Source organism: Alkalicoccus daliensis (assembly GCF_900103955.1).
In the GTDB taxonomy this organism is placed as follows: Bacteria; Bacillota; Bacilli; order Bacillales; family Salisediminibacteriaceae; genus Alkalicoccus; species Alkalicoccus daliensis.
On sequence record NZ_FNIL01000002.1, the window covers coordinates 20,326 to 42,736 of the forward strand.

Here is a 22,411-nt window from a genome sequence, read left to right on the forward strand (position 1 = left end):
TGTCTATATAATGAATAGAAGATTCAGAATTCATCAGGAATAGAAAGGCGGCTATGAATGAAGAATGTGGCAGGTCAGAGATTATCCGAATCTCTTAATATAGCTGTAAAATTTACAATGGAACACAGTCTGCAGTGGAAGATAGAAGCTTATACCGATGATAAAACAAGAACAGCCATTTTCGACACTTTGATCGAATCGTCTTCAGTGCTAGAAGAAAAGCATGTGAAATGTAAAGAAGGACATTTAATAATTTACGTTACTGAAGAAACCCGTTCACAAGTTACGGCACTTGAAATAGAACTGCAGCAGGAGAAATACAAGGAATCTCCTTATGTAATCCGTCTGCTGGAAGGGTGGAAGAATCTGCAGAACTTTTCTTCTTTTACGGAAAGTATATGTTCCTGTATAGAAAAGGATTTATTTATCACCTGTGGTTTTTACATAAAAAATAAATGCACAGATAATTACCAGTTGAACAGACCAGAAAAAAGCAGCATCCAGGAACTGAACATATCTCCAGCGCATGCCTTATACTTAACACACCTTTTCAGCTCAGAAGAATATGAAATGCTGGTTCAGTACAGTCAAAAATTATTTAACAAATTATTGATACCCCTCGCAGAAAATGAAGAAGTTACTGGATTTTTTGTATTGGAAATAAACAAAGGTGAGAAGCCGCTTTATTGGATGGATGTTATAAAAACGCTCACTCCTATTTTAATAAAGCTTGATCAGGATACTATTATGAAAAATGAAATTATCCGCAGCAGGCTTCTGCTAAATGTGAATAAGAAGCTTCACAGCTATATGAACACCAGTGATATATTTTATGAAGTGCAAAAAGCTGTAAAAGACGCCTATCCGAAATTTAAAGTAAAACTTCTTCTCGTCAATGACTGGATGGAGAAGAAAGGCCTGGCTGCAGAACACCTGGATATTCAAAGCAATCCTGACAGCCCCGCAGTGAAAGCATATTTAAATGCTGAGTTTTTAAGCGTCAATGTGAATGGAGAAAAAAAGTTGTTCATTCCGATTAATGGGAAACAAGGGGTATATGGGGTGGGAGAAATCACCTTACCATCAGATAATCTGATGCTTCAGCATCACGATGAAGTGTTTTTAGCAATGCTTGCTGACACAGCAGGAATTGCAATTGAAAATGCCGATTTATACCGTCAGTCGAGGCAGTATGTAGAAGATTTACAGGTGATTAATTCCACTTCCCGAAAGCTGAATACAAACCGCAGTACGAAAGAAGTGATTAAACTGATGGAGCAGGAGTTGAAATCTGCTTCAGATGCGGATGAAGCTGGGGTAATTCTAATTGATAAGAGATGGAGAAGCAGCTGTGAAATGGATGATTCGTCAGCTGAATGGCAGGATTCTCCAGTAAGTACCTATCTTCCATCTTTAATTGAAAGCGTTTGTGACAAAAGAGAAGATTTGTTTATTGGACGCTGGGAAGAAACGGAGGACGGAGCACCTTATCAATCTATTATGGGAATTCCAATGTTTCACGGTAAAGATATTATCGGTGCAGCATTAATCTTTGGTGCAGCTCCTTATTCTTTCAGTTTTGATACATTTAAACTCAGCCAGTCCCTGGTGCAGCATTCAGCATTAGCACTTGTGAATGCTGTGCTGCATGAAGAATTGAAGTCACTGATTATTACAGATTATTTAACAAAACTTTTCACGAGAGAACATATGGATGAGCAAGTGAACTTTTCAATCAAGACGGATGAAGAAGGTTCTTTCTTTCTGTTTGATATCGACCATTTTAAGCTGGTAAATGATCAATATGGACATCAGACAGGAGATGAAGTGCTTATACAGACCGCACAAATCATTAAAGAAGAAGCGTTAAAGCATGAAGGCATGGGTGTACGCTGGGGTGGGGAGGAACTGGCACTTTATGTTCCTCTCATGGACGAAGAGAAAGCAGCAGAGACAGCAGAAACAGTACGAAGCAGAGTTGAAAAGGAAACCTCTCCGAAAGTAACAATTTCCTGTGGGATCTCTCACTGGAGAGCTCAGGAAGAAAGACCGTCCTTAACGCAGTTATTTGCAAAAGCAGATGAAGCTATGTATAGAGCAAAAAGCGAGGGAAGAAATAAAGTAGTTTTAGAGAGATAAAAGAGAGAAAAAAGTGCAGATCTATGCCTCCGCATAAATCTGCACTTTTGCACATCCTTATAAGTGTTTTTCGAGCGTTGCAGCAAACTGCTCGATACCCTGCTGATCCACTTCGCTAAAGCGTTCTTTGGAAGGACTGTCAATATCAAGTACTCCAAAAATTTCACCATCTTTAAACAGGGGCACTACAATTTCCGAGTTGGAATTGGCATCACATGCAATATGACCCGGAAAAGCATGAACATCAGCGATCCGCTGAGTTTTCCGTTCGCTGACGGCAGTACCGCACACACCTTTTCCATAAGCAATATGCACACATGCAGGCAGTCCCTGAAAAGGGCCAAGGAGAAGTTCATCATTTTTCCATAAATAAAAGCCCACCCAGTTTACGTCATCCAGAAATTGGTTCAGTAAAGCAGAAGCATTGCTTAAGTTAGCGGTTTGATCAGTCTCCCCTTCGAGAAGAGCATCCAGCTGTTTGGAAAGCATATTATATTGTGACGCAAGTGATCCTTTTTTGGCAGTAGTTTCAAACATTGAGCATCCATCCTTTTGTAATCTGTTTTCAAGGAGTATATCATAATCGCTTTAGCAGAGAAAAGAATTGAATTTAAAAATAATCAGCCACTTTCTCTCTTTCTCCTCCTACTCCGCTGCTGGCATGTGCATCGGAACCGTAAACAAAGGGGATGTGCAGCGCCTGTGCTTTCTTTAAAGTACCTGCAGGCGGATAATGCTCCCGGCAATGTTTTTTCAGCAGTCCGGCTGTATTGACATCGAGAGACATGTTATTTTTCTGTACTTCCTGCAGTACCTCATCAATGAAATATGAATCGTTAAAATCAGCCGGAAACAGCTTTTGGAATTTATGAACCAGTGTCATATGACCCACCCTTTCAGGCTTAAAACGTCCCAGATCTGCTTGCACAGATTGAATAACTGTTTCATAATACAGTTGATAGACTTTTTTAAGAGAACCTGCGGAGGATATTAATTTATGAAAGGTGTCTTCATGATAATCGAGACACCAGTAGCCATCCTTTGTCTTTAAAAAATGTACCGACAGAATAGCATCGTCTATTTGAGGGCCGATGGCGTTTAAGAATTCTTTGGTTTCTTTTTCATAGCCTTCTATAAAGTCAACTTCGAGTCCAATGCGGATGCGGATCTGGTCTTCGTAGTGTGATTGCAGAGAACGGACTGCCTCAATATAAGGAAGTAAGTCTTCCGCACGCATGGCACTGTCTTTTTCCGGCACCGGATCAATAAATCCTCCGGGAAGCGGGGCGTGTTCTGTGAAAGTAATATCTGTTAAGCCAGTATTTAAAGCCTGCTGCACGTATGCATCGAGTGAATCAGCACTGCCATGCGGGCAATAAGGGGTATGAATATGTCCATCTCGTTTAATCACCATATAAGAACGTCCTTTCTAAAAATGAAAATCTTTGAAAAACAGTATAGAAATTCAATAAATTATCTAATATATTATTCCATTTACGGTTTGGCATGATAAGATAAGAAAAGGTACTTATAATAAATCAATATAGTATTAGGATCATTTTAAAATTTCAACAAACATTTTACGAAACTGTACCAGGAAAAATCTACTGTAGAGGAAGGCGGAAAGGTGAGCCTATCTCTGCTGTTGGAAGATAATAGAGTAATGGTTTATAAAATTGATATTTATAAATAAATTATGAACTTATACATAGAGTACGTCAATGAGGGCATACAGAGATAAGGGAATAATCTGTATGCAGCTGAAGGAGGGTCCCGATGAGCTACGTTATATACTCGATAATCGCCTTGCTCATTATCGGTATTATTTACGGAACGTGGGCAAGAAAACAAATATACCGTGATGTGGATAGATTAGGCATTCGAAAAGTGGAATTAATGAATCGACCTGTTACTGAAGAATTATCCCGAATGAAAAGTCTGAAATTATCTGGTGAAACAGAAGAACGATTTGAAGAATGGCGTACCGAGTGGGACCAGCTTGTAACAGTACAGCTTCCGGATATTGAAGAAAAGCTGTTTGATATTGAAGAACTTGCAAACCGTTATAGATTTCCGAGAGCTAAACAGGAAATAACAAATGCGGGTCAAGCTTTAGATGAGATTGAAGCACATATTGATCATTTGATTAAAGAAGTGCACGAGCTGGTACATAGTGAGGAACAGAATCGTCACGACATAGATCGCCTTCAGGAATTTTATGAAGAAACCAAGAAAAAACTCTGGGTGCAGAAAGGCACGCTCGGAACAGCCGCTGGGGAAATCGATGCCTCTCTGAAAGAAACGGTAAAGAGTTTTGAAGATTTTCATGAGCTTACAGAAGAAGGGAATTATTTTCAGGCGAGGGAAGCACTCATACAAGTCAGAGAATCACTCGAAAAAATCAATCATTGGATTGATGAAATTCCATCTAAACTTCTTCAAGTATCCCGGGACCTGCCGGCACAGGTGAGGGAGCTTGAAAATGGTATTCTGGAAATGAAGCGCACTGGATTTGCTATGGATTTGTTTAATTTCGAAGAGGTAATTCAGGAGCTTCGTAATGAGCTGGAAACTGCGCTGAAAGACCTTAGAGAACTTCGGGTGGAAGAGGCGAAAGAAAAAACCTTGAAAGTAGAAGAGACACTTGCCGCGGTTTATGAGGAACTGGAGCAGGAAGCATTATCCAAAAATGAAGTGGAGAAAGCTTTAGATGTAGATGGGAAACGGCTGCATATTATTGCAGATCGTCTGCAGCTCCTTCAGGAAGAACTGGACGCTGTGAAAGCAAGCTACAGATTATCAGAAGAAAATGAAAAAGAAGTAGAAGCTTATCTGGATCACTGGAAGGAACTGAGTGCTTCTTTTGCTGTAATGGAAACTGCAGCGAGGGAGGGTGGCCAGACCTACACCATTACATCTGTTCAATTAAAAGAATGGGAAGAACAGGTGGAGGGTCTGGAGCAGGCGATGGAAGAAACGAAAGGGAATTTTGACCACCTGCGGCAGGATGAAAGAAGTGCAGCAGATAAAGTAATAGAAAGACGACGGTTCCTTAGAAACTTAAAAAGAAAGCTGAAACTTTCGACTCTTCCTAAAGTACCGCAGCTTACGAAAGAATTAATTATAGAAGCTGAAAAGAAATTATCGCATGCGGAGAAAGTGCTCGAGGAAGTTCCTCTTGTTATGGAAGATGTTAGGTCAGCAGTATCTGAAGCAGAAGAAGAAGTAGATAAAGCTGAAAATGCGGTGGAGAAAATTTTAGCAGATGGAAAACTGGCTGAAAAAGTAATTCAATACGGAAACCGTTATCGTTCCAGAAATGATCATGTGAATATTCTTCTTCTTCAGGCGGAAGACAAATTCCGTCAGGGCTATTATGAAGAAGCCCTGGAACAATCGGTAGAAGCAGTGGAAAAAGTAGACAAGAATGTATTAGAAAGAATGCAGCAGGAAGTTGACAAGTAATCGTTCATGTTAAATAAGATGCTAACTTTATCAACACTTTGAAAAAAGCTGTGCAGCCTTGCACAGCTTTTTCCAGTATGTTTATAGAGTAAGGAATTTCTTATAATTATTATATACGATGTATAAGGTTCTCCTTCGCTTACCGGCGGAAGCTTGCCGTGGGGCTGGTCTTCAGCTATTTCTCCTGCCCCGAGGGCAGGAGAAAGGATCTTCAGACTGCGCTTGGATCCCACTGGCGTCACCGCCGGACACTCCGGTGAAATCACAGTTTCTTCGCAGAAAGATCAGTCTCTCAGTACTTTTCTTCCGGTAACATTTCTTCTCCATTTTAGTGAATATAGATAAATTCATTCGTCAATTACACTTCGTGGTGAGGAACCTATTTTTAGATTAATTGGAAAATAAAGCTTATTCTCACCTAGTGTGCGCAAGAGCTAAGGCTGGCGGGAAGATTTGTGAAGGGCTAAAAGAAGCTGCAGTATTGCCTGGCTTTAATGAAACTTTTACGTTTAAATCTATCTTATGTAAAAGAAAAATAGGTACAAAGTTCTTGTTAAAGAGAATTAATTTTAAAAAATTGTTTCTATTAGTGAACAAAAGGGGTATAATATCCACAATAGGGAACGACAGGGAGGTCTTTGGGCTGATGAAAAAAGAGTGGTGGATAGTAGGGGGAACGGGATTGGCCTGTGCGGGGATATGGCTGACTTTATTGTTTACTATCTTTGTAGACGATGAAACGGCAGAAAGCTCCATGAGTGCTGAGGCAGACAGTGAGCTTACAGCATTTTTCACTGAAGAATTTAAAGAGGAAACTGATATGGAGCAGCAGGAGCCCCCTTTAACTGAAGAGAAAGATATTAATGAGCCGGAAGAGTTTGCAGAAGAAAATGCGGAAGATGCCTACACAGTAGAAGCCCCAGTTGAAATCGAAAATCTGAACTTGGAAAGAATCCAGGAAGATGGCTTAGCTGTGAATGACGTGAAACTTATCTCTCCAGATCAGACAATGTCCATTGATGAGATATTGGAAGTACTCGTAGAACTTGAAGATCAAATAGAAGAAGTAAACGAATAGTACTAAGTAAAAAGTGCCTTAAATCAGGGCGCTTTTTATTTTGCTGATAGATCCTGAAAAATCAGTACTATTTTTACAGTGCAGTTTAAGAAAAAAATCACCCGTTCAGGTATACCTTTCCAGCAAATATAATGAAACACTAAACTGTATGTGACGAGGATGAGGACGCAGAGAGAAGCCAGCACAGTATGAGAAGCCATTAAGTAAAAGCCGGACAGCGCCTAAATTAGAGGGAACCACCCTCCTCCGAAAGTACAACAGCGATTTAAACTCAATTATTTGCAAGAGGATAAATAAAAGTCTGACGGAAATAAAATCCCTAAGACCCAGAGGCAGAAGTTTCCGGTTAATAGTGCTTAACTGACAGGATTTATAAATAATAGTGCTGCTATAAGAAAAGCAGGTCTGCAACTCTTTCCCTGCAGCGGAGGACCTCGTCCAGGAAAGCTCGGTTTCGAGGGAAGTTTCTTTTTATCAATAATGAATATTAAGAGAGTTGAAAAATTTTTCAGCAGTGTTCCACCTGTTCAAAAGCAAAGGTATGTGGTACTATCAATCGTTGAATCAGCGTTAATAAAGGAGCAGTCTAAATGATTTACTTAGATAACAGCGCTACTACTAAACCTTGGAAATCTGTGCTGGAAACTTATACGCAGGTTTCAGAAAAATACTTTGCGAATCCTTCTTCACTTCATCCACTGGGGGCAGAAGCAGAAAGACTGCTGATGCAGGCAAGAAAACAGACTGCAGAACTGCTGAAAGTGGCTCCTGAAGAAGTGATTTTTACCTCTGGAGCGACAGAAGGAAATAATATAGCAATTCAAGGAGCGGTCAATGCTAATAAAGGACGAGGACGCCATATTATTACTACCGCTATAGAACATCCTTCTGTTTTAAGGACGATGAATCACCTGGAAGAAAGAGGGTTCGAGGTCACCTATCTCTTTCCGGATAAAGAGGGAAGAGTGAAGGCTTCCCAAGTGGCAGAGAAAGTGAGAAAAGATACTATTCTCGTATCTGTAATGCATGTTAATAATGAAACAGGCAGCATTCAGCCGATCAAAGAAATTGGAAAGGTTCTTACAAATCATTCTAAAGTGCTTTTTCACGTAGATAATGTGCAAGGCATAGGTAAGGTTCCGTTAAATATAAAAAATGCAGGAATTGACCTTCTTACTATTTCCGGCCACAAGTTTCATGGAGTAAAAGGGAGCGGAGTTCTTTTCGCAAAACGGAATATCAATCTTGTTCCACTTTATTTTGGAGGCACACAGGAAAGAGCGCTGCGGGCAGGGACTGAAAGCACTGCAGGAGCAGCAGCATTAGCGAAAGCGCTGCGAATGACGCTTGATAGAGAACCTGAAAATAGAAATATGAAAAACAGACTGGAAAAGTTAGCATCTGAACTATCGAAATACAACGAAATTATAATTAATTCACCAGTTTTGCGGGCGCCGCACATACTAAACTTTTCGGTCATTGGGAGAAAGCCGGAATCAATTGTATCCGCCCTTGCAGAGAAAAATATTTATGTGTCGACAACTTCAGCCTGCAGTTCCAAAGATTCGGAAGAAAGCATTGTATTAAAAGCAATGGGGTTACCTGAGGAAAGAACAACTTCTTCTTTAAGAATTTCCCTCAGCCTCGATACGACAGATAAAGAAATATCAGATTTTTTAAAGAGCTGGAAAGAAATTTATTACGAGGTTTTAAAAGTGGGAGGATAATAATGAAATATGAAATGATTCTGGTACGCTATGCTGAGATGGCAATCAAAGGGAAAAATCGGAAACACTTTGAAAAGCAGCTCGAGCAGAATATCCGCAGGCAGTTAAAGGATTACGCTGACGTGAAAATTAAGCGTACCTTTGGAAGGATGTATATTGAATTAAACGAAGAACCGCTGAAAGAAGTATGCGAACTTTTGAAAGATATTTTTGGCATTTCTTCGTTCAGTCCAGTAGTAAAGACAGAATTAAACGAAGCTGCGATTGCAGAAGCGGCTCTTATGGTGACAAGAGACAGTTTAAATGAAAAAGAAGGATCATTCAAAGTTGCTGTAAGGAGAATAAATAAGAAATTCCCTACAGGTTCACAGGAGATGAATCAGCGGATCAGTAAAGCCGTATTGATCCAGATGGAAAACCTGTCAGTGGACCTTCATCAGCCGGATGTGGAGCTGAAGGTAGAGATTCGGGAGGAAGCTGCTTATATTTCCGGCGGGGTGATCCGCGGAGCGGGCGGGCTTCCCGTAGGGACAGGAGGACGCGCTCTGCTGCTCCTTTCAGGTGGTATCGACAGTCCAGTAGCCGGCTACCTCGCGATGAAGCGGGGAGTTACTTTGGAGGCGATTCATTTTCACAGCCCGCCTTATACGAATGAACGGGCGCTGCAGAAAGTTGAGGACCTCACGAATATTCTTACACGGTACGGAGGAAAGATTAAGCTGCATATTGTGCCTTTTACAGAGTCACAGCTCGCGATTCATCAGCAGATCCCGGATAATTGCGAGATTACAGTTATGCGCAGGTTTATGCTTCGAATCGCAGCGGAAATGGCAGAACAAAATAACCAGAAAGCTTTGATTACCGGAGAAAGCCTCGGACAGGTAGCGAGCCAGACGCTGGACAGCATGTATACGATTAACAGTGTCACTGCTATGCCGGTACTGCGTCCACTTATTACAATGGATAAAATGGAAGTAATTGAAATTGCCGAAAAAATTAATACTTATCAAACTTCAATTCTTCCCTATGAAGACTGCTGTACTATTTTTCTTCCTGCGGATCCAAAAACGAAACCAAACGAGAAAAAAGTTTCGTATTATGAAAGTTTTATGGACGTAGACGAGTATGTTAATAAAGCAGTAGAAGGCATCAGAACGATTGAATTAACTGGAAAAAGAGAGCAGGATATAGAAATGGAAAATCTGCTTTAGCATTAACATTGAAGAAACCGTCCAGCTTTCCTCTGAGACGGTTTCTTTGTCGTTTTGCTTGCGAAAGATATAGTGTAAAAGCATAATATAGGAAGAGAGGAGAGAGAATGGATGGGCACAATTTGGTATGGAGGATTCGTACGTCCGCTGACCGATAAAGAAGCAGCAGCAAATGCAGTTTTCACGGAAAACGGAACGATTATTGCAGTAGGAGAAGAGAAAAAAATAAGAGAACTTCATAAGGACAAGATTGAAAAAGAAGTAGACTTAAATGGACATACAATGTATCCAGGCTTTACAGATAGTCATTTACATATGATCGGACATGGAGAAAAACTGCTGAAATTAGATGTGTCGGAAATAACGAGCCTGAAAGATCTGAAAAAAATCTTAAAGGAAAAAGCCGCTGCAACGCCTGCAGGGGAATGGGTAATGGCAGAGGGATTCAATGAAAACCTTTATGAAAATCATACGGTACCTGACAGGGAATTCCTTGATACAGTGACATCAGAGCATCCGGTAATGCTTACTCGTGTCTGCAGGCATGCCATGGTTACGAATTCAAAAGGACTTTCACTGGCTGGAATTACAAAAGCCGCTTCCGATCCGGACGGAGGAAGAATTGAACGCTTTTCAAATGGAGAGCCCACAGGCTATCTGCATGATCAGGCACAGGAATTCCTGAAGAAAGTACTCCCTCCGATTGATAAGAGCTATGTAAAACGGGCACTCGAGGTAAGTCTGGAGGATTTGTACAGGAGCGGTTTCACAGGCGGCCATACAGAAGACTTGTTTTATTATAACGAACCGCAGGAAACACTCGATGTATTCAACGAAGTGATTTCCGGTTCAAAGAAATTCAGGGCAAACCTGCTTGTCCATCACGAAGCTGCCGACACAGTTTTAACACAAAAACACACAAATCCATTCGTTGAACCAGGATCGGTAAAAATATTTCTGGATGGAGCGCTTGGAGGAAGAACAGCCCTGCTGAGTGAGCCATATAATGATGATCCGTCTACCAAGGGCGTAGCGATTCATTCGCAGGAGGAACTTTCTGCTATCGTTTCTGCAGCAAGAAAGTTTGATATGCCCGTAGCAATCCATACGATTGGAGATGCAGCTCTTGAAAGAGCTGTAACTGCTTTGGAAGCACATCCTGTGCCAGACGGAAAGAGGGACAGACTTATTCATCTCCAGGTAACAAGGCCGGAACTCAGGGCCAGACTGCAGAAGCTGCCAGTAGTTCTGGATATTCAGCCGAGGTTTGTAGCTTCTGATTTTCCCTGGGTAGTAGAGCGGCTTGGAAAAGAAAGATTAAGGGACTGCTTTGCATGGAAAACGCTATTGAAAGAAGGACTGATGTGTGCAGGAGGATCTGATGCACCGATAGAGCCAATTCATCCGCTGCTTGGGATTCATGCGGCGGTGACGAGAAGAAAGCCGGAAGAAGCACATGAAGGCTATCAGCCGGAAGAAAAACTCAGTTTATTTGAAGCACTTCAGCTCTTTACTGCGGGAAGCGCAAAAGCAGTCAGCCGTGAACATGATCTTGGTCTGATAGCGCCAGGATATAAAGCAGATTTTACCATTTTGGAAAAAGATTTATTCGCGCTGGCACCTGATGAGTGGCTGAATGTAAAAGTTACAAAAACGGTGGTAGATGAAACAGTAATGTATGAGCTGAAGTAATTCAGGTGAACTGCTGGAGTCTTAAAAAAGTCAACTGCAAAGAAAAGCAGCAGCTTTATTTATATAAAGCTGCTGCTTACAGGATTAAAGAAAACTTCTTTTTACTTTATGATAAAACAGGTTGTCCTTCATGCGGAGAGTCTTTACCACTCTGTCTGAAACTTTTACTTTCATATCATAATTATGGCGGACTCCCATTGCTTCGTTATCAATCCCGACAATAGGATGATCATTTCCATCCTGAACAATTTTCAGGTGAAGTTCTCTTTCTTTCCCGAGTACCAGCGGAGATCCGAGCGTTCTATACTGGTTATTATTCACAGAAGCCATTTCCGTCAGCTGCATGGAAGGAAGTTTAGGATCCACTATTGCGCCGCCGAGGGATTTGTTATAAGCAGTGCTTCCAGTCGGGGTTGCTACAAGAAGTCCATCTCCCCGGAAAGTTTCAAAGTACAGATTATCAATATATACATCTATAACGAAAGTTTTAATAATATTGGAGCGCAGAGACAATTCATTAATACAATGGAAACTATTTAAGCCGTCAATCGTAACTTCAAGAGTAGGATACTTGAGTACTTCCACATTATCTGACTGCATCGCCAGTTCCATACGCTCTAAATCATCAATCGAAAAGTCTGTATAAAAACCCATACCTCCATTATTAACGCCGATGTAGAGTGCATCTTCACGGAAATGTGTTTTTTGAAGTGCCTGGAGGAAAGTGCCATCATTTCCAAAGCTTATAATTATATTTGCATCCTCAGGGCGTTCTACTTGCTGATAGCCATATTTGCGGCCGAGTTCACGGACTTTTTGTACTTTCTTTTCAAGTTCTTCATCTTTTTTGTAAAACAGATATACCTTTTTTCGATCAGTCATATATTGCAGCATCCTTTCTGTCTCAGTTTTCTCGGAAGTACAATATTATCATATCAAACTGAGGCATGATTCGCAGTAAAAGAGAGTTTAGATATTATGAAGGAGGAATTACACATGGATTTAAAAAGATGGATAGCTCTGATAGCAGTATTCGCTATCATTGCAGTCTCAGCTGTTATTGGCTTCACTACTGCCGGTACCCAGACGGAAGAAGAGGGGGGAGGATTTTTTGGAATGGCAGATGAACCTGTCCAGGAACGGACAATTGATGCAGGTACCGAAAGCGGCAAAATCGCTGTCATCCGGATCGAAGGAGTGCTCCAGGATGGAGCCGGCGGTGGGATTTTCAGCCCTGGCTACAATCATCAGCTCCTGCTGGACCAGCTTGAATATGCAGCGCAGGATGGCAGTGTAGACGGTGTTATACTTAGAGTCAATACTCCTGGTGGAGGAGTAGTGGAAAGTGATGAAATTCATAATAGAATTGTGGAGCTGCGGGATGATTATTCTAAGGACGTATATGTATCCATGGGTTCACAGGCGGCAAGCGGCGGCTACTATGTAGCTGCTCCGGCGGATCAGATTTTTGCAAATGGCCAGACAATCACAGGATCACTAGGTGTGATTATGCAGTCAATCAATTTTGCAGAATTAGCAGAAGAATGGGGAATTGAAGATAATACGATTAAAAGTGGAGAATTCAAGGACATTATGTCAGCTACCCGTGAAATGACAGAAGCAGATGAAGAAATTCTTCAGTCGATTGTAGATGATGCGTATGAGCAGTTTGTTGATGTGATTGAAGCAGGACGTGATCTCAGCCGAGAGGAAGTATTGGAATTAGCGGACGGCCGCATTTATACAGGTTCTCAGGCAATGGAAAACGGACTCGTAGACCAGCTTGGTAATTTGGATGAGACAATCGATGCGATGCGGGAAAACTTAGGTAGAGATGCAGATGTAGTTGAATATGAACAGGGATTTGGCATAGGCTCTTTTCTTAATATGACTGCAGATAATATTTTTGAACAGCGGCAGGTGAATCAACTCACTGACTGGTTGAATAAAAATCAGGGCAGCAGACTATTATATCTTTATACAGACTGAGGTGAAGCAGGATGACAGAAGAACATGAACAGTTCGAAGAGAGAGAGTTAAATGAGCAAGCGCAAATAGAAGAATACGCACGAGCTGGATTCTGGATGAGATTCTGGGCTTACTCGGTGGATATTTTAGCCACATTTTCCATAAGTGCAGCTGTACTTAGTATATTTTTCTTGACCACAGGCGGTGCTGATCCTAACCTGCTTACATTTTCTCTGAGTGGGATGCTGAGCGGTGCGGTTACCTTCTTATACTTTATTTTACTTACGAAATTTTTTGGGCAGACGCTTGGGAAAATGCTTTTTGGTCTGCGGGTAATAAGTAAAAGCAAAACAGAAGTAACATGGGGAGATATTTTATTCAGAGAATTAGTGGGGCGATTTTTACACCGCTTCCTGTTTGTGACGAATATTCTCTACCTGATTGTAGCTTTTCACCCGGAAAAGCGCGGAATTCACGATTATTTGGGGGGTACCGTAGTAATTCTGGAAAAAAGAGGGATAGTGAAAGTTTATCGGGAGCATCCTCCTGTGGAATCCGCCGCGCACGTATGATAGGGTAATAATATAAAGGAGGACGAACTTATGACACAAATAACATTTAAACAAAATCCAGTTACACTAACAGGAGAGCAGAAGCAGCCAGGTGATAAGGCACCGTCCTTTACCGTGCTCGGGACAGACTTGTCAGAAGTGAACTTTGAGCCGGGGAACGGGAAAAAAATCCTGCTGAGTGTGGTGCCGTCTATCGACACAGGCACTTGTGATAAACAAACAAGAAAATTCAACGAAGAAGTATCTCAGGTGGAAGGAGCAGAAATCTGGACGATCAGTGCAGACCTTCCGTTTGCCCAGCGGCGCTGGTGCGCAGCAGCAGACCTTGAAAATGCGAAAGTTTTCTCAGACCACCGCGACCTTGATTTCGGAAAGAAATTTGGTGTGGTGATTGATGAAATGAGATTATTATCCCGCTCTGTGTTTGTTATTGACGAGCAGGGAACGATCACTTACGTTGAATATGTAGAAGAAGTAAGCGAACATGTAAATTATGAAAAAGCATTGGAAGCGTTAAAAGCATAACCTGGAAGACCGGTGTAGTTCCTTACATCGGTTTTTTCATTTGTAATCGCTTTACAATCAGGCGGTTTGCAGCGCAGAAAGAATATATAGGGGAGAAGGGAACGACGTGAAAAAGGTTTTTTCGAAATTATACATTCTTTACGCGGGTGTATTAATTGTTTACATAATGAATATATTTATGGATAACAGTTATTTACACAGCTTTTTAAATATAGCGGCAGTTATATTACTGGTTGTTTCATTTCCGGGTGCTCCCCGTCTGTTTAAAATTCTCGGTACTGGTTTTATGGCTGCAGGATTGTATTTTCACTTTTCGACCGGCGGAGATTTCATTCAAATTCCTGCTTTATTAACGGACAATTATCCGCTGCTGGCACTGCTTTTAATGCTCCCCTGGATGAAAAGCGTAGTGGAAAGCGGGAAGTTTGATAAACAGCTTTCCCGTATACTGGAAATGAACACCAAGGATTTAGGCAGGCTTTATCAAAGAAGCTTGTTTACTTCAGTGCTGCTTACAGCTTTTTTAAATTTATCAGCAGCGCCTGTGGCACAGGGTGTTTTACGTAAGAATCTGAAAAACATGGAGCAGCGTCAGCGTAACGCTTTTATTAGTAAAGCTACGCTGAGAGGGAATTCTCTGGCGCTGGTCTGGAGTCCTCTGGAAGTGCTGATAGCATTGACTATCTTCATTACAGGTGTAGCATATGTAGAACTTCTTCCATGGCTGCTGCTTGTAGCTGTAATAATGTTTACCCTCGATGCTTTGTGGAATGGTTACAGCCTGCGCAAACATGAATTCCAGCCTGTAGAAACAAAAGTGCTTTCGAAAGGGCAGTTAAGAACACTAGCAGTGAAAATGATTCAGATGTTTGCTGCGTTAAGCGCATTTTTAACGGCTGTTATTATAACGGGCAACGCCACCGGCCTCGATTTTATTCTTACAGTTACATTAATCATCTTCCCATTTGCTTTCCTGTGGGCCCTCTTTATGAAACGTGTGAGAAGGTTCTTATATTTAGGCTGGCATAACTGGAAAGACAGAACAAATAAGATGCAGAATTTCTTTGTATTATTTATATCGCTATCCTTTTTTGCGAATGCCCTCGGGGAAACAGAGCTGCTTGAACTGCTGCGAATGCCAATTCAGGATTTTGCAGATTATCCTCTTGTGATTTTCGCTATTATCCAGGGGAGCTTTATTGCAATGAGCTTGTTTGGGGTACATCCCATTGCAACCATAGGGATTTTAAGCGGTGTGGCTCCTGTTATTCTGGAAACGATCAGCCCTATGAGTTTTTCTATTTTGCTGATTACAAGCTCGATTGCTACGCTCACAGTAAATACTTACGGTTTATTTGTACAGATGACTGCGGTGAATATAGGAGAAAACCCCTATCGAATTACGATGCATAATTTATTTTTTGCATTTTTATACTGCGTTACAGGAATGTTTGTTGCTTATTTGCTGTTGTAAGAAAATGGATCTTCACTAAACTATGAAGTTGAAATAGAACGGACAACATTCTATTCTCGACCAGCAGTCATCTGCACAGAGACCGTGAAGATGACTTTAAGATCATTTGGTCGGCTGCCCTCCGAAAGTGAAGCAGCAGTATTACTTCTTTTTAGCGGAACTTTTGTTTTCAAGATAGCTTTCAAAAAAGAGAGGCGTGCAGCAGGCGCCCATGGAGGACGATTAAAAGATCCGGCTGGACTAGCGGAGAGAGTCCTCCTCCGGAAAGCGTCCGGAGGGAACAGAGCATCCTGCCGGATTTTAAAGAAGAAGCTTCTTCTTTCCGCTGTGCTGAAATCATGTTATCCTTTATCGTTGGAGCATAGATCTAGAAAGTAGGGATGAAAAATGTCGGAAACAACCAATACAGAGCAATATTTCTTAGCGCTGGATGAAGGTGCAGAAACCATTCAGAAAGCGGAGGACATTTTATATTTGGAAGCACTCGGAATCATGGGAGAAACTTTATTTCTGCAGGAAGCACCAGCACACCTGGCCGGGGAAATAAAAACTTCCTTAAATAAATCAATGAAAAAACTTCCGGCTGAAGTTCATAGAGAAGAAGTCCGGCGGGCTATGCAGCTGGCAATATTAAAAGGTATGAAAGAAGCGACGCAGCCTCATCATACGCTCACTCCGGATGCAGTATCGCTGTTCATTGGATATTTAGTAGAAAAAATGCTTTCTAAAGAAACAGAAGAACCACTTGTGCTTCTTGATCCGGCAACCGGTGCAGGAAACTTAATGACTGCTGTACTAAACCAGGTTTCAAAAGAAGCACATTTTATCGGTGCGGAGCCGGATGAAACACTGTTAAAGCTAGCTTATGTAAACGCAAATCTGCAGGAACACAAAGTGGATCTTTTTCATCAGGACAGTGTAGCGGCGAAGGCGGTAGATAACGTGCATGCAGTCATATCAGATCTGCCTGTCGGTTATTATCCGGATGATAATACGGCAAAAGAGTTTAAAACAGGAGCAGAATCAGGTCACACCTACGTACACCATTTATTAATAGAGCAGAGTATCCGGCACGTCCGGGAAGGCGGTTTCCTGGTGTTTCTCGTTCCGAATACTTTATTTCAAACGGAACAGGCAGATAAGCTGCAGCCGCTGCTGAAAGAAGATGCTGATATTTATGCATTGCTGCAGCTGCCGCAGACGATGTTTAAATCAAAGGAAGCTGGAAAAAGTATTCTAGTGCTGCGCCGTAAAAAGCAGGGAATTATTCCGCCGAAGCAGGCACTTCTTGCTGAACTCCCTTCCTTTACTAGAGAAGCCTCGCTGGCCGATATGATGAAACGGATATCCCAGTGGTTTGACGATCATCTATAAAGGCTATGTTATGCATAGAACCATTTGTGCAGATTTTTGAGAATAGAACAATGGCTGCAAAATATACTGCAGCCATATTCTTTTAATCATGAAAAGAAAGAGTGAACGCAGTTCATTTAAAGCTGAATATAATATTTATCTGTACCATTATAAGAATGAATACGATTACAATAGTTTTTTAGTAGAGATAAAAACCTTTGTATTATAAGGTTTTATTAAATTTATGTGTTATATATGTATTTATTATAAGCAGTAGCACAGAGGTTGCATTCTGCTTCTCGCAGTGGTTTAATAATGAATGACGAGTTAACGTATATCTTATGAAGGAGCGATGACGATATGTCTAAAATAATGGCAATTAATGCTGGAAGTTCATCATTAAAATTTCAGCTGTTGGAAATGCCGGAAGAAAAAATAGTAACAAAAGGTCTTGTGGAAAGAATCGGAATGGACGATGCCGTTTTTACCGTGGAAGTAAAGGGCGAAAAAAGAAAAGAGACAACAGAAATTAAAGACCACGCGAAAGCGGTGGAAATTCTTTTAGATAAACTGACGAAGTATCATATCATTTCTTCTCTGGATGAGATTGAAGGAATCGGTCACCGTGTCGTTCACGGGGGAGAGAAGTTCAATGATTCGGTACTGATTACGGAGGAAGTGGAAAAAGGGATTGAGGACGTCTCTGAACTTGCTCCTCTTCATAACCCTGCAAACTTAACAGGAATCCGGGCATTTAAGGAAGTACTGCCGAACGTTCCTTCTGTAGCTGTGTTCGATACAGCTTTTCATCAGACGATGCCGGAAGAATCTTATTTATACAGTCTCCCTTATGAGTATTATGAGAAATATGGCATACGGAAGTATGGCTTTCATGGTACTTCCCACAAATATGTGTCCGAGCGGGCTGCAGACATGCTGGGACGTCCAGTAGAGAACCTGCGCCTCATTTCCTGCCATTTAGGTAACGGGGCCTCTATTGCAGCAATAGACGGCGGTAAGTCGATTGACACTTCTATGGGCTTTACCCCGCTTGCAGGTGTGACGATGGGAACAAGGTCAGGGAATATTGATCCTGCTTTAATTCCGTATATCATGGAAAAGGCTGATCTTACTGCAGAAGAAGTAATGGACGTATTGAATAAAAAAAGTGGAATGCTTGCACTGTCCGGATTTTCAAGTGATTTAAGAGACATTGAAATAGAAGCTTCTGACGGCAGTGAACGAGCGAAGCTGGCACTCGAAGTATTTACTTCAAGAATTCACAAGTATATTGGTTCCTACGCTGCCAGAATGCATGGACTTGATGCGGTAGTATTTACAGCTGGAATCGGGGAAAATAGTGATGTGATTCGTGCGCAGGTACTGAAAGGACTTGAATTTATGGGGATTTACTGGGATCCTGCACTGAACAAAATCCGTGGACAGGAAGCATTTATCAACTATCCTCACTCTCCGGTAAAAGTTATTGTTATCCCTACGAATGAAGAAGTAATGATCGCCCGCGATACAATGCGTCTTGCATAAATAAAACGGTGCTCCTGAAAAAAAGGGAGCACCGTTTTCAGGATGTTGAAAAGGTGATTTTTCTGTATAAGTATACGATTTTGTGCTTTTGTCTCCGAAGGGTCGCTTTCCGGAGGGAACTCTCTCCGCTAACCTGCCTTCTTAAAAGAGGAGCATGGCTTCACGCAGCCAAATTACTGGAAAGCAAAGAGCTCTTTCCAGTGATTTCAAGATCATTGGCTGGTTTCGCACATGCTTACTATATCTTCCCAGTAAGAACGCCTGGGAAGATATAAGAATCGTTCAAATCCTCCAGGTATCGACTCTTCTGCGACTGCAGCATAATTAAGGGAGGCAATGGTTTTATACGAAACCGCAGAGCTACGAACACTTTTTCTTCGGAAATAAATTTTCTCCATAGCGCCCGGCGGTGACGCCAGTGGGATTAAAGCGCAGTCTGAAGATCCTTTGTAATGCCGGCAGGCATTGCAAATAGCTGAAGACTAGCCCCACGGCAAGCTTCCGCCGGAAAGCGGAGGAGAACCTATACACAGCAAATCATAAATATATAAAATTTCTTACTTTATAAACAGTCTGAAAACGGTGCTCCTGAAAAAAAGGAGCACCGTTTTTTTAGATTGCACTATTCTTTCGGATCTGTACGGACGATCAATACATCACAGGCGGCATGCCGGGTGATATGCTCAGAAACACTGCCAATCAAAAATCTCTCTACAGCATTCAGGCCGGTAGCCCCGGTGACGATTAAATCAACCTCGTGCTTTTTTGCCACATCTTTTGCGATTTTTACTTTTGGAGAACCGTAATCAAGGATAAGTGTCACATCTGTCAACCCCTGATCTTCAGCAAGCTTCTTATAATCGTTCAGCATATCTTTGGCGTACTGCTCTGCCTCTGAAAATATGGTGCGGTCATAATGCTCTACTGAAGCAAAAGTTCGTGTATCCACGATATGAGTGAGTAACAGCTTTGCTCCCTGATCTTTTGACAACAGCACGGCTTTTCGAAATGCTCTTTTAGCCTCGTCTGACCCATCGACTGCCACAAGAATAGTGTTATAGCGGACTGTCATGTCAATCTCCTCCCCATCGTACATATTGATACTCCTAATGAAATTAAGAGGACCTTTATACTTATTATATTCCCTTAGACCGGTTAATGGAAACGTTTTTTCAAGAGGAATCGCTTCAGAGGCAGCGGGAAACTAAAGCATAAGACCTAAAATAATTGATGAAGGAAATATTTTTTGAGAAATAAGAATCAGGAATAATTTTTTCCTGTTCGAGTTTGCATCAGCAGTATTTTGTGCCTGAAAAATTTTGCCTGTACTTTATCCATTCCATGCAGTCACCTATGTAAAACTCGCCTAAAATATTTTCGCTTCCGGGAAAAGTGGGGTAGAAAACCTTCAAATAATCTTTAAAACAAACTTCCGCAGAAACAGAACTGCATAAAGAATTTCACCTGTTTAGGAAGGACATCTACTTCACGAGGAAGTTATTAAAATATGATTGAACCAACAGAGATTGAAAATACAAAAATCAGCTTAACTCACTTTACAAAAATTTATCATAATTAAAAGACGTGAGAGTTGAGAAATAAGATAGGTTTATATAACAATAGGATATAGGACATAGAAGTGAAGGTGGTTTATGAGCATGAGACATGTACTTATTACTGCAGGGACAAAGGGTCTGGGGAAAAAGATGACAGAAGAACTGCTGCAGGCAGGGTATTCAGTATCAGTAAATTATCGCTCTGATGAACAAGCGATGCTTGCCCGTAAAGAAGAGTGGAAACAATATGCGGATCGTCTTCAATTCGTACAGGGTGATGTACAGCGTAAAGAAGATTTAGTGAATTTTGTAGAACAGGCTGTGGTGAAATTTGGCAGAGTTGATGCGTTACTATTAAATGCAGGGCCATATATTTTCGAACGGAAAGCAGTAGCAGATTACGAGGATGAAGAGTGGCATGAAATGATTAATGGAAATCTGAATGCTGCATTTTATTTACTCAAAGAAATAGTTCCCTTGATGCGCAATCAGCAGTTTGGTCGGATTATTACCTATGGTTTTCAGGGAGCCGATCATTCGCCAGGGTGGCTTTGCCGCGCTGCTTTTGCTGCTTCCAAAGCCGGGCTGGCTTCTCTAACCAAGTCGGTTGCGATCGAAGAAGCGTCGAACGGAATAACAGCAAATATGGTCTGCCCGGGGGAGATTCTTGGAGACATGAAAGAAAGTTCGATTGAGGAAGCAAGAAAAACGGGAGATGAAAAAACTCCAGTGGGCCGGTCGGGAACAGGAGAGGATATTGCCAGAACCGTGCTGTTTCTGCTGGATGAAAAAGCAGATATGGTGACTGGAAGTGTAATAGAAGTAACCGGAGGACTGGATGTGCTGCACAAACACCGGTCTTGAAATTCTCAAACTCAATAATTTTATTCAGTAAAAATCCGCCTGTTACAAAAGAGTACAGGGCGGATTTTTTACAGTTTATTATGAGAGCATCTTTTTTAAGAAGAGGATGCTGCTACCGGAAGAATTATTTTTCAGCAGGTATTATTGTGAGTTCTTTCGGATAACTTGTAAGACTGCGAGCGCCATCTTCAGTAACCAGGATATCGTCCTCAATTCGAACACCGCTTTTATCAGGTACGTATATACCAGGTTCAATTGTAAAAGTCATTCCTGCTTGCAGAAGGTCAGTATTTTCAGCATTCATGGAAGGAAATTCATGGACTTCAATTCCGAGTCCGTGGCCGATGCGGTGTGGGAAAAATTCACCGTAGCCTGCTTCGGTTATCGTCTCTCTCGCCGCAGTATCAAGCGTGCCTATTTTTTGGCCGGGTTTCACTAAATCCAGTGCATTATGCAAAGCCGCAAGGACTGTGTCGTAAATTTGCTGCTGTTCCTCATTTACATGATCAAAAAATACGGTTCTTGTAATATCCGAAGCGTATCCTTTCCACATAACCCCCAGGTCAAAAAGAACGCCATCGCCTTTCTTAAGTTTGCGGGCACCGGGATTCCCGTGTGGATCTCCGGCTTTTTCACCGAAAAGGACCATAGGACTGAAGGACATTTCCCGTACTCCCTTTCGTTTTAACGCATATTCTATCGCTGCGATAACTTCCATTTCTGTAATTCCCTCTTTTAAGCTGTCAATGCCGGTCTGGATTCCCTCGTCAGCCAAAGCTGCAGCTTCCTCCAGATAAGTAATTTCTTCGGGGGATTTAATTACTCGCTGTTTTAACAATAGAGAGTCGGCTTCACTGAAATGAGCATCCGGAGCAATTTTTTTCCACTCCTCCAGCCTGCTCCAGGAAATGGAAGATTCGAGCGCTATGTTATTCGTGGAAAGGTTATTATCATCTATGTAGGATTCCACTTTAGCCCAAGGGTTTTCGGAATCGGTATAACCTATAATCATGCCCTGTGTGAAAATTTCTTTTATCTGGTTTACTTCCATATTCGGACATATAAGCATAGGTGCAGCATCCTTGAAGATCACCATCCCCAACAGACGTTCATGTGGATCTGCGTTAAAGCCGCTTAAATAAAATACGTTAGGCTGTGTCTGCACCATTAATACATCCCAGTTATTTTTCATCATTTCTTCTTGAAGCACTTCAATTCTTGTCATATTAAAAACCCCTTTCA

Annotated in this window: 18 protein-coding genes; 13 read left to right on the plus strand and 5 right to left on the minus strand. The window is 41.6% G+C overall.

Annotated elements, in window-relative coordinates:
- Positions 1–57 precede the first annotated feature (57 nt).
- Positions 58–2,139: a sensor domain-containing diguanylate cyclase gene (locus tag BLP92_RS04750; RefSeq protein ID WP_090841141.1), complete on the plus strand. Its 2,082-nt coding sequence runs from the start codon at positions 58–60 to the stop codon at positions 2,137–2,139.
- A 57-nt stretch (positions 2,140–2,196) separates the two neighbouring features.
- Here the strand turns inward: BLP92_RS04750 and BLP92_RS04755 are convergent, their stop codons facing one another.
- The gene (locus BLP92_RS04755) at positions 2,197–2,676 is read right to left on the minus strand and encodes a GAF domain-containing protein (protein ID WP_090841143.1); all 480 of its coding nucleotides are present in this window, start codon (positions 2,674–2,676) and stop codon (positions 2,197–2,199) included.
- A gap of 73 nt (positions 2,677–2,749) precedes the next feature.
- Positions 2,750–3,553: a histidinol-phosphatase HisJ gene (hisJ, locus tag BLP92_RS04760; protein WP_090841144.1), complete on the minus strand. Its 804-nt coding sequence runs from the start codon at positions 3,551–3,553 to the stop codon at positions 2,750–2,752.
- A gap of 362 nt (positions 3,554–3,915) precedes the next feature.
- On the opposite strand from hisJ, the gene BLP92_RS04765 reads away from it, so the two are divergent.
- From BLP92_RS04765 to BLP92_RS04785, 5 genes are all read left to right on the plus strand, one after another.
- The gene (locus BLP92_RS04765; protein WP_090841146.1) at positions 3,916–5,604 is read left to right on the plus strand and encodes a septation ring formation regulator EzrA; all 1,689 of its coding nucleotides are present in this window, start codon (positions 3,916–3,918) and stop codon (positions 5,602–5,604) included.
- Between the two features lie 646 nt (positions 5,605–6,250).
- Positions 6,251–6,682 carry a hypothetical protein gene (locus tag BLP92_RS04770; RefSeq protein WP_090841148.1) on the plus strand — a complete coding sequence of 144 codons (432 nt, stop codon included), beginning with the start codon at positions 6,251–6,253 and terminating at the stop codon, positions 6,680–6,682.
- Positions 6,683–7,272: 590 nt separating this feature from the next.
- Positions 7,273–8,409 carry a cysteine desulfurase family protein gene (locus BLP92_RS04775; protein ID WP_090841150.1) on the plus strand — a complete coding sequence of 379 codons (1,137 nt, stop codon included), beginning with the start codon at positions 7,273–7,275 and terminating at the stop codon, positions 8,407–8,409.
- Between the two features lie 2 nt (positions 8,410–8,411).
- Positions 8,412–9,620, plus strand: coding sequence for a tRNA uracil 4-sulfurtransferase ThiI (gene thiI, locus BLP92_RS04780; RefSeq protein WP_090841152.1), 1,209 nt, complete (start codon positions 8,412–8,414; stop codon positions 9,618–9,620).
- 111 nt (positions 9,621–9,731) lie between these two features.
- Positions 9,732–11,312 (plus strand): amidohydrolase, encoded by a 1,581-nt coding sequence (locus BLP92_RS04785; RefSeq protein ID WP_090841154.1) that lies wholly within the window; start codon positions 9,732–9,734, stop codon positions 11,310–11,312.
- An 84-nt stretch (positions 11,313–11,396) separates the two neighbouring features.
- Here the strand turns inward: BLP92_RS04785 and BLP92_RS04790 are convergent, their stop codons facing one another.
- Complete coding sequence (locus BLP92_RS04790; RefSeq protein WP_090841156.1) at positions 11,397–12,194, minus strand: NAD kinase; 798 nt, start codon at positions 12,192–12,194, stop codon at positions 11,397–11,399.
- A 114-nt stretch (positions 12,195–12,308) separates the two neighbouring features.
- On the opposite strand from BLP92_RS04790, the gene sppA reads away from it, so the two are divergent.
- From sppA to BLP92_RS04820, 6 genes are all read left to right on the plus strand, one after another.
- Positions 12,309–13,301, plus strand: a complete 993-nt coding sequence (gene sppA / locus BLP92_RS04795) for a signal peptide peptidase SppA (protein WP_090841158.1) — start codon at positions 12,309–12,311, stop codon at positions 13,299–13,301.
- Positions 13,302–13,312: 11 nt separating this feature from the next.
- Positions 13,313–13,852, plus strand: coding sequence for an RDD family protein (locus tag BLP92_RS04800; protein ID WP_090841160.1), 540 nt, complete (start codon positions 13,313–13,315; stop codon positions 13,850–13,852).
- A 30-nt stretch (positions 13,853–13,882) separates the two neighbouring features.
- Positions 13,883–14,377 carry a thiol peroxidase gene (gene tpx / locus BLP92_RS04805; RefSeq protein ID WP_090841161.1) on the plus strand — a complete coding sequence of 165 codons (495 nt, stop codon included), beginning with the start codon at positions 13,883–13,885 and terminating at the stop codon, positions 14,375–14,377.
- A 106-nt stretch (positions 14,378–14,483) separates the two neighbouring features.
- Complete coding sequence (locus BLP92_RS04810; protein ID WP_090841163.1) at positions 14,484–15,851, plus strand: hypothetical protein; 1,368 nt, start codon at positions 14,484–14,486, stop codon at positions 15,849–15,851.
- A 387-nt stretch (positions 15,852–16,238) separates the two neighbouring features.
- On the plus strand, positions 16,239–17,225 hold the full coding sequence (locus BLP92_RS04815; protein ID WP_090841165.1) for a class I SAM-dependent methyltransferase: 987 nt from the start codon (positions 16,239–16,241) through the stop codon (positions 17,223–17,225).
- Positions 17,226–17,564: 339 nt separating this feature from the next.
- On the plus strand, positions 17,565–18,749 hold the full coding sequence (locus BLP92_RS04820) for an acetate kinase (RefSeq protein ID WP_090841167.1): 1,185 nt from the start codon (positions 17,565–17,567) through the stop codon (positions 18,747–18,749).
- Between the two features lie 622 nt (positions 18,750–19,371).
- On the opposite strand, the gene BLP92_RS04825 is transcribed toward BLP92_RS04820, so the two are convergent.
- Positions 19,372–19,821, minus strand: coding sequence for a universal stress protein (locus BLP92_RS04825; protein WP_090841795.1), 450 nt, complete (start codon positions 19,819–19,821; stop codon positions 19,372–19,374).
- A 586-nt stretch (positions 19,822–20,407) separates the two neighbouring features.
- Between BLP92_RS04825 and BLP92_RS04830 the strand changes: the two genes are divergently transcribed.
- Positions 20,408–21,169 (plus strand): SDR family oxidoreductase, encoded by a 762-nt coding sequence (locus tag BLP92_RS04830; RefSeq protein ID WP_090841169.1) that lies wholly within the window; start codon positions 20,408–20,410, stop codon positions 21,167–21,169.
- 124 nt (positions 21,170–21,293) lie between these two features.
- Here the strand turns inward: BLP92_RS04830 and BLP92_RS04835 are convergent, their stop codons facing one another.
- Entirely contained in the window at positions 21,294–22,394 is a 1,101-nt protein-coding gene (locus BLP92_RS04835) for a M24 family metallopeptidase (RefSeq protein WP_090841170.1), read from the minus strand.
- Positions 22,395–22,411: the final 17 nt, after the last annotated feature.

Excerpts from the sequence above, each read along its gene's own strand:
- BLP92_RS04750 (WP_090841141.1), top strand. The coding sequence starts at position 58 with ATGAAGAATGTGGCAGGTCAGAGATTATCCGAATCTCTTAATATAGCT.
- BLP92_RS04755 (WP_090841143.1), bottom strand. The coding sequence starts at position 2,676 with ATGTTTGAAACTACTGCCAAAAAAGGATCACTTGCGTCACAATATAAT.
- hisJ (WP_090841144.1), bottom strand. The coding sequence starts at position 3,553 with ATGGTGATTAAACGAGATGGACATATTCATACCCCTTATTGCCCGCAT.
- BLP92_RS04765 (WP_090841146.1), top strand. The coding sequence starts at position 3,916 with ATGAGCTACGTTATATACTCGATAATCGCCTTGCTCATTATCGGTATT.
- BLP92_RS04770 (WP_090841148.1), top strand. The coding sequence starts at position 6,251 with ATGAAAAAAGAGTGGTGGATAGTAGGGGGAACGGGATTGGCCTGTGCG.
- BLP92_RS04775 (WP_090841150.1), top strand. The coding sequence starts at position 7,273 with ATGATTTACTTAGATAACAGCGCTACTACTAAACCTTGGAAATCTGTG.
- thiI (WP_090841152.1), top strand. The coding sequence starts at position 8,412 with ATGAAATATGAAATGATTCTGGTACGCTATGCTGAGATGGCAATCAAA.
- BLP92_RS04785 (WP_090841154.1), top strand. The coding sequence starts at position 9,732 with ATGGGCACAATTTGGTATGGAGGATTCGTACGTCCGCTGACCGATAAA.
- BLP92_RS04790 (WP_090841156.1), bottom strand. The coding sequence starts at position 12,194 with ATGACTGATCGAAAAAAGGTATATCTGTTTTACAAAAAAGATGAAGAA.
- sppA (WP_090841158.1), top strand. The coding sequence starts at position 12,309 with ATGGATTTAAAAAGATGGATAGCTCTGATAGCAGTATTCGCTATCATT.
- BLP92_RS04800 (WP_090841160.1), top strand. The coding sequence starts at position 13,313 with ATGACAGAAGAACATGAACAGTTCGAAGAGAGAGAGTTAAATGAGCAA.
- tpx (WP_090841161.1), top strand. The coding sequence starts at position 13,883 with ATGACACAAATAACATTTAAACAAAATCCAGTTACACTAACAGGAGAG.
- BLP92_RS04815 (WP_090841165.1), top strand. The coding sequence starts at position 16,239 with ATGTCGGAAACAACCAATACAGAGCAATATTTCTTAGCGCTGGATGAA.
- BLP92_RS04820 (WP_090841167.1), top strand. The coding sequence starts at position 17,565 with ATGTCTAAAATAATGGCAATTAATGCTGGAAGTTCATCATTAAAATTT.
- BLP92_RS04825 (WP_090841795.1), bottom strand. The coding sequence starts at position 19,821 with ATGACAGTCCGCTATAACACTATTCTTGTGGCAGTCGATGGGTCAGAC.
- BLP92_RS04830 (WP_090841169.1), top strand. The coding sequence starts at position 20,408 with ATGAGACATGTACTTATTACTGCAGGGACAAAGGGTCTGGGGAAAAAG.
- BLP92_RS04835 (WP_090841170.1), bottom strand. The coding sequence starts at position 22,394 with ATGACAAGAATTGAAGTGCTTCAAGAAGAAATGATGAAAAATAACTGG.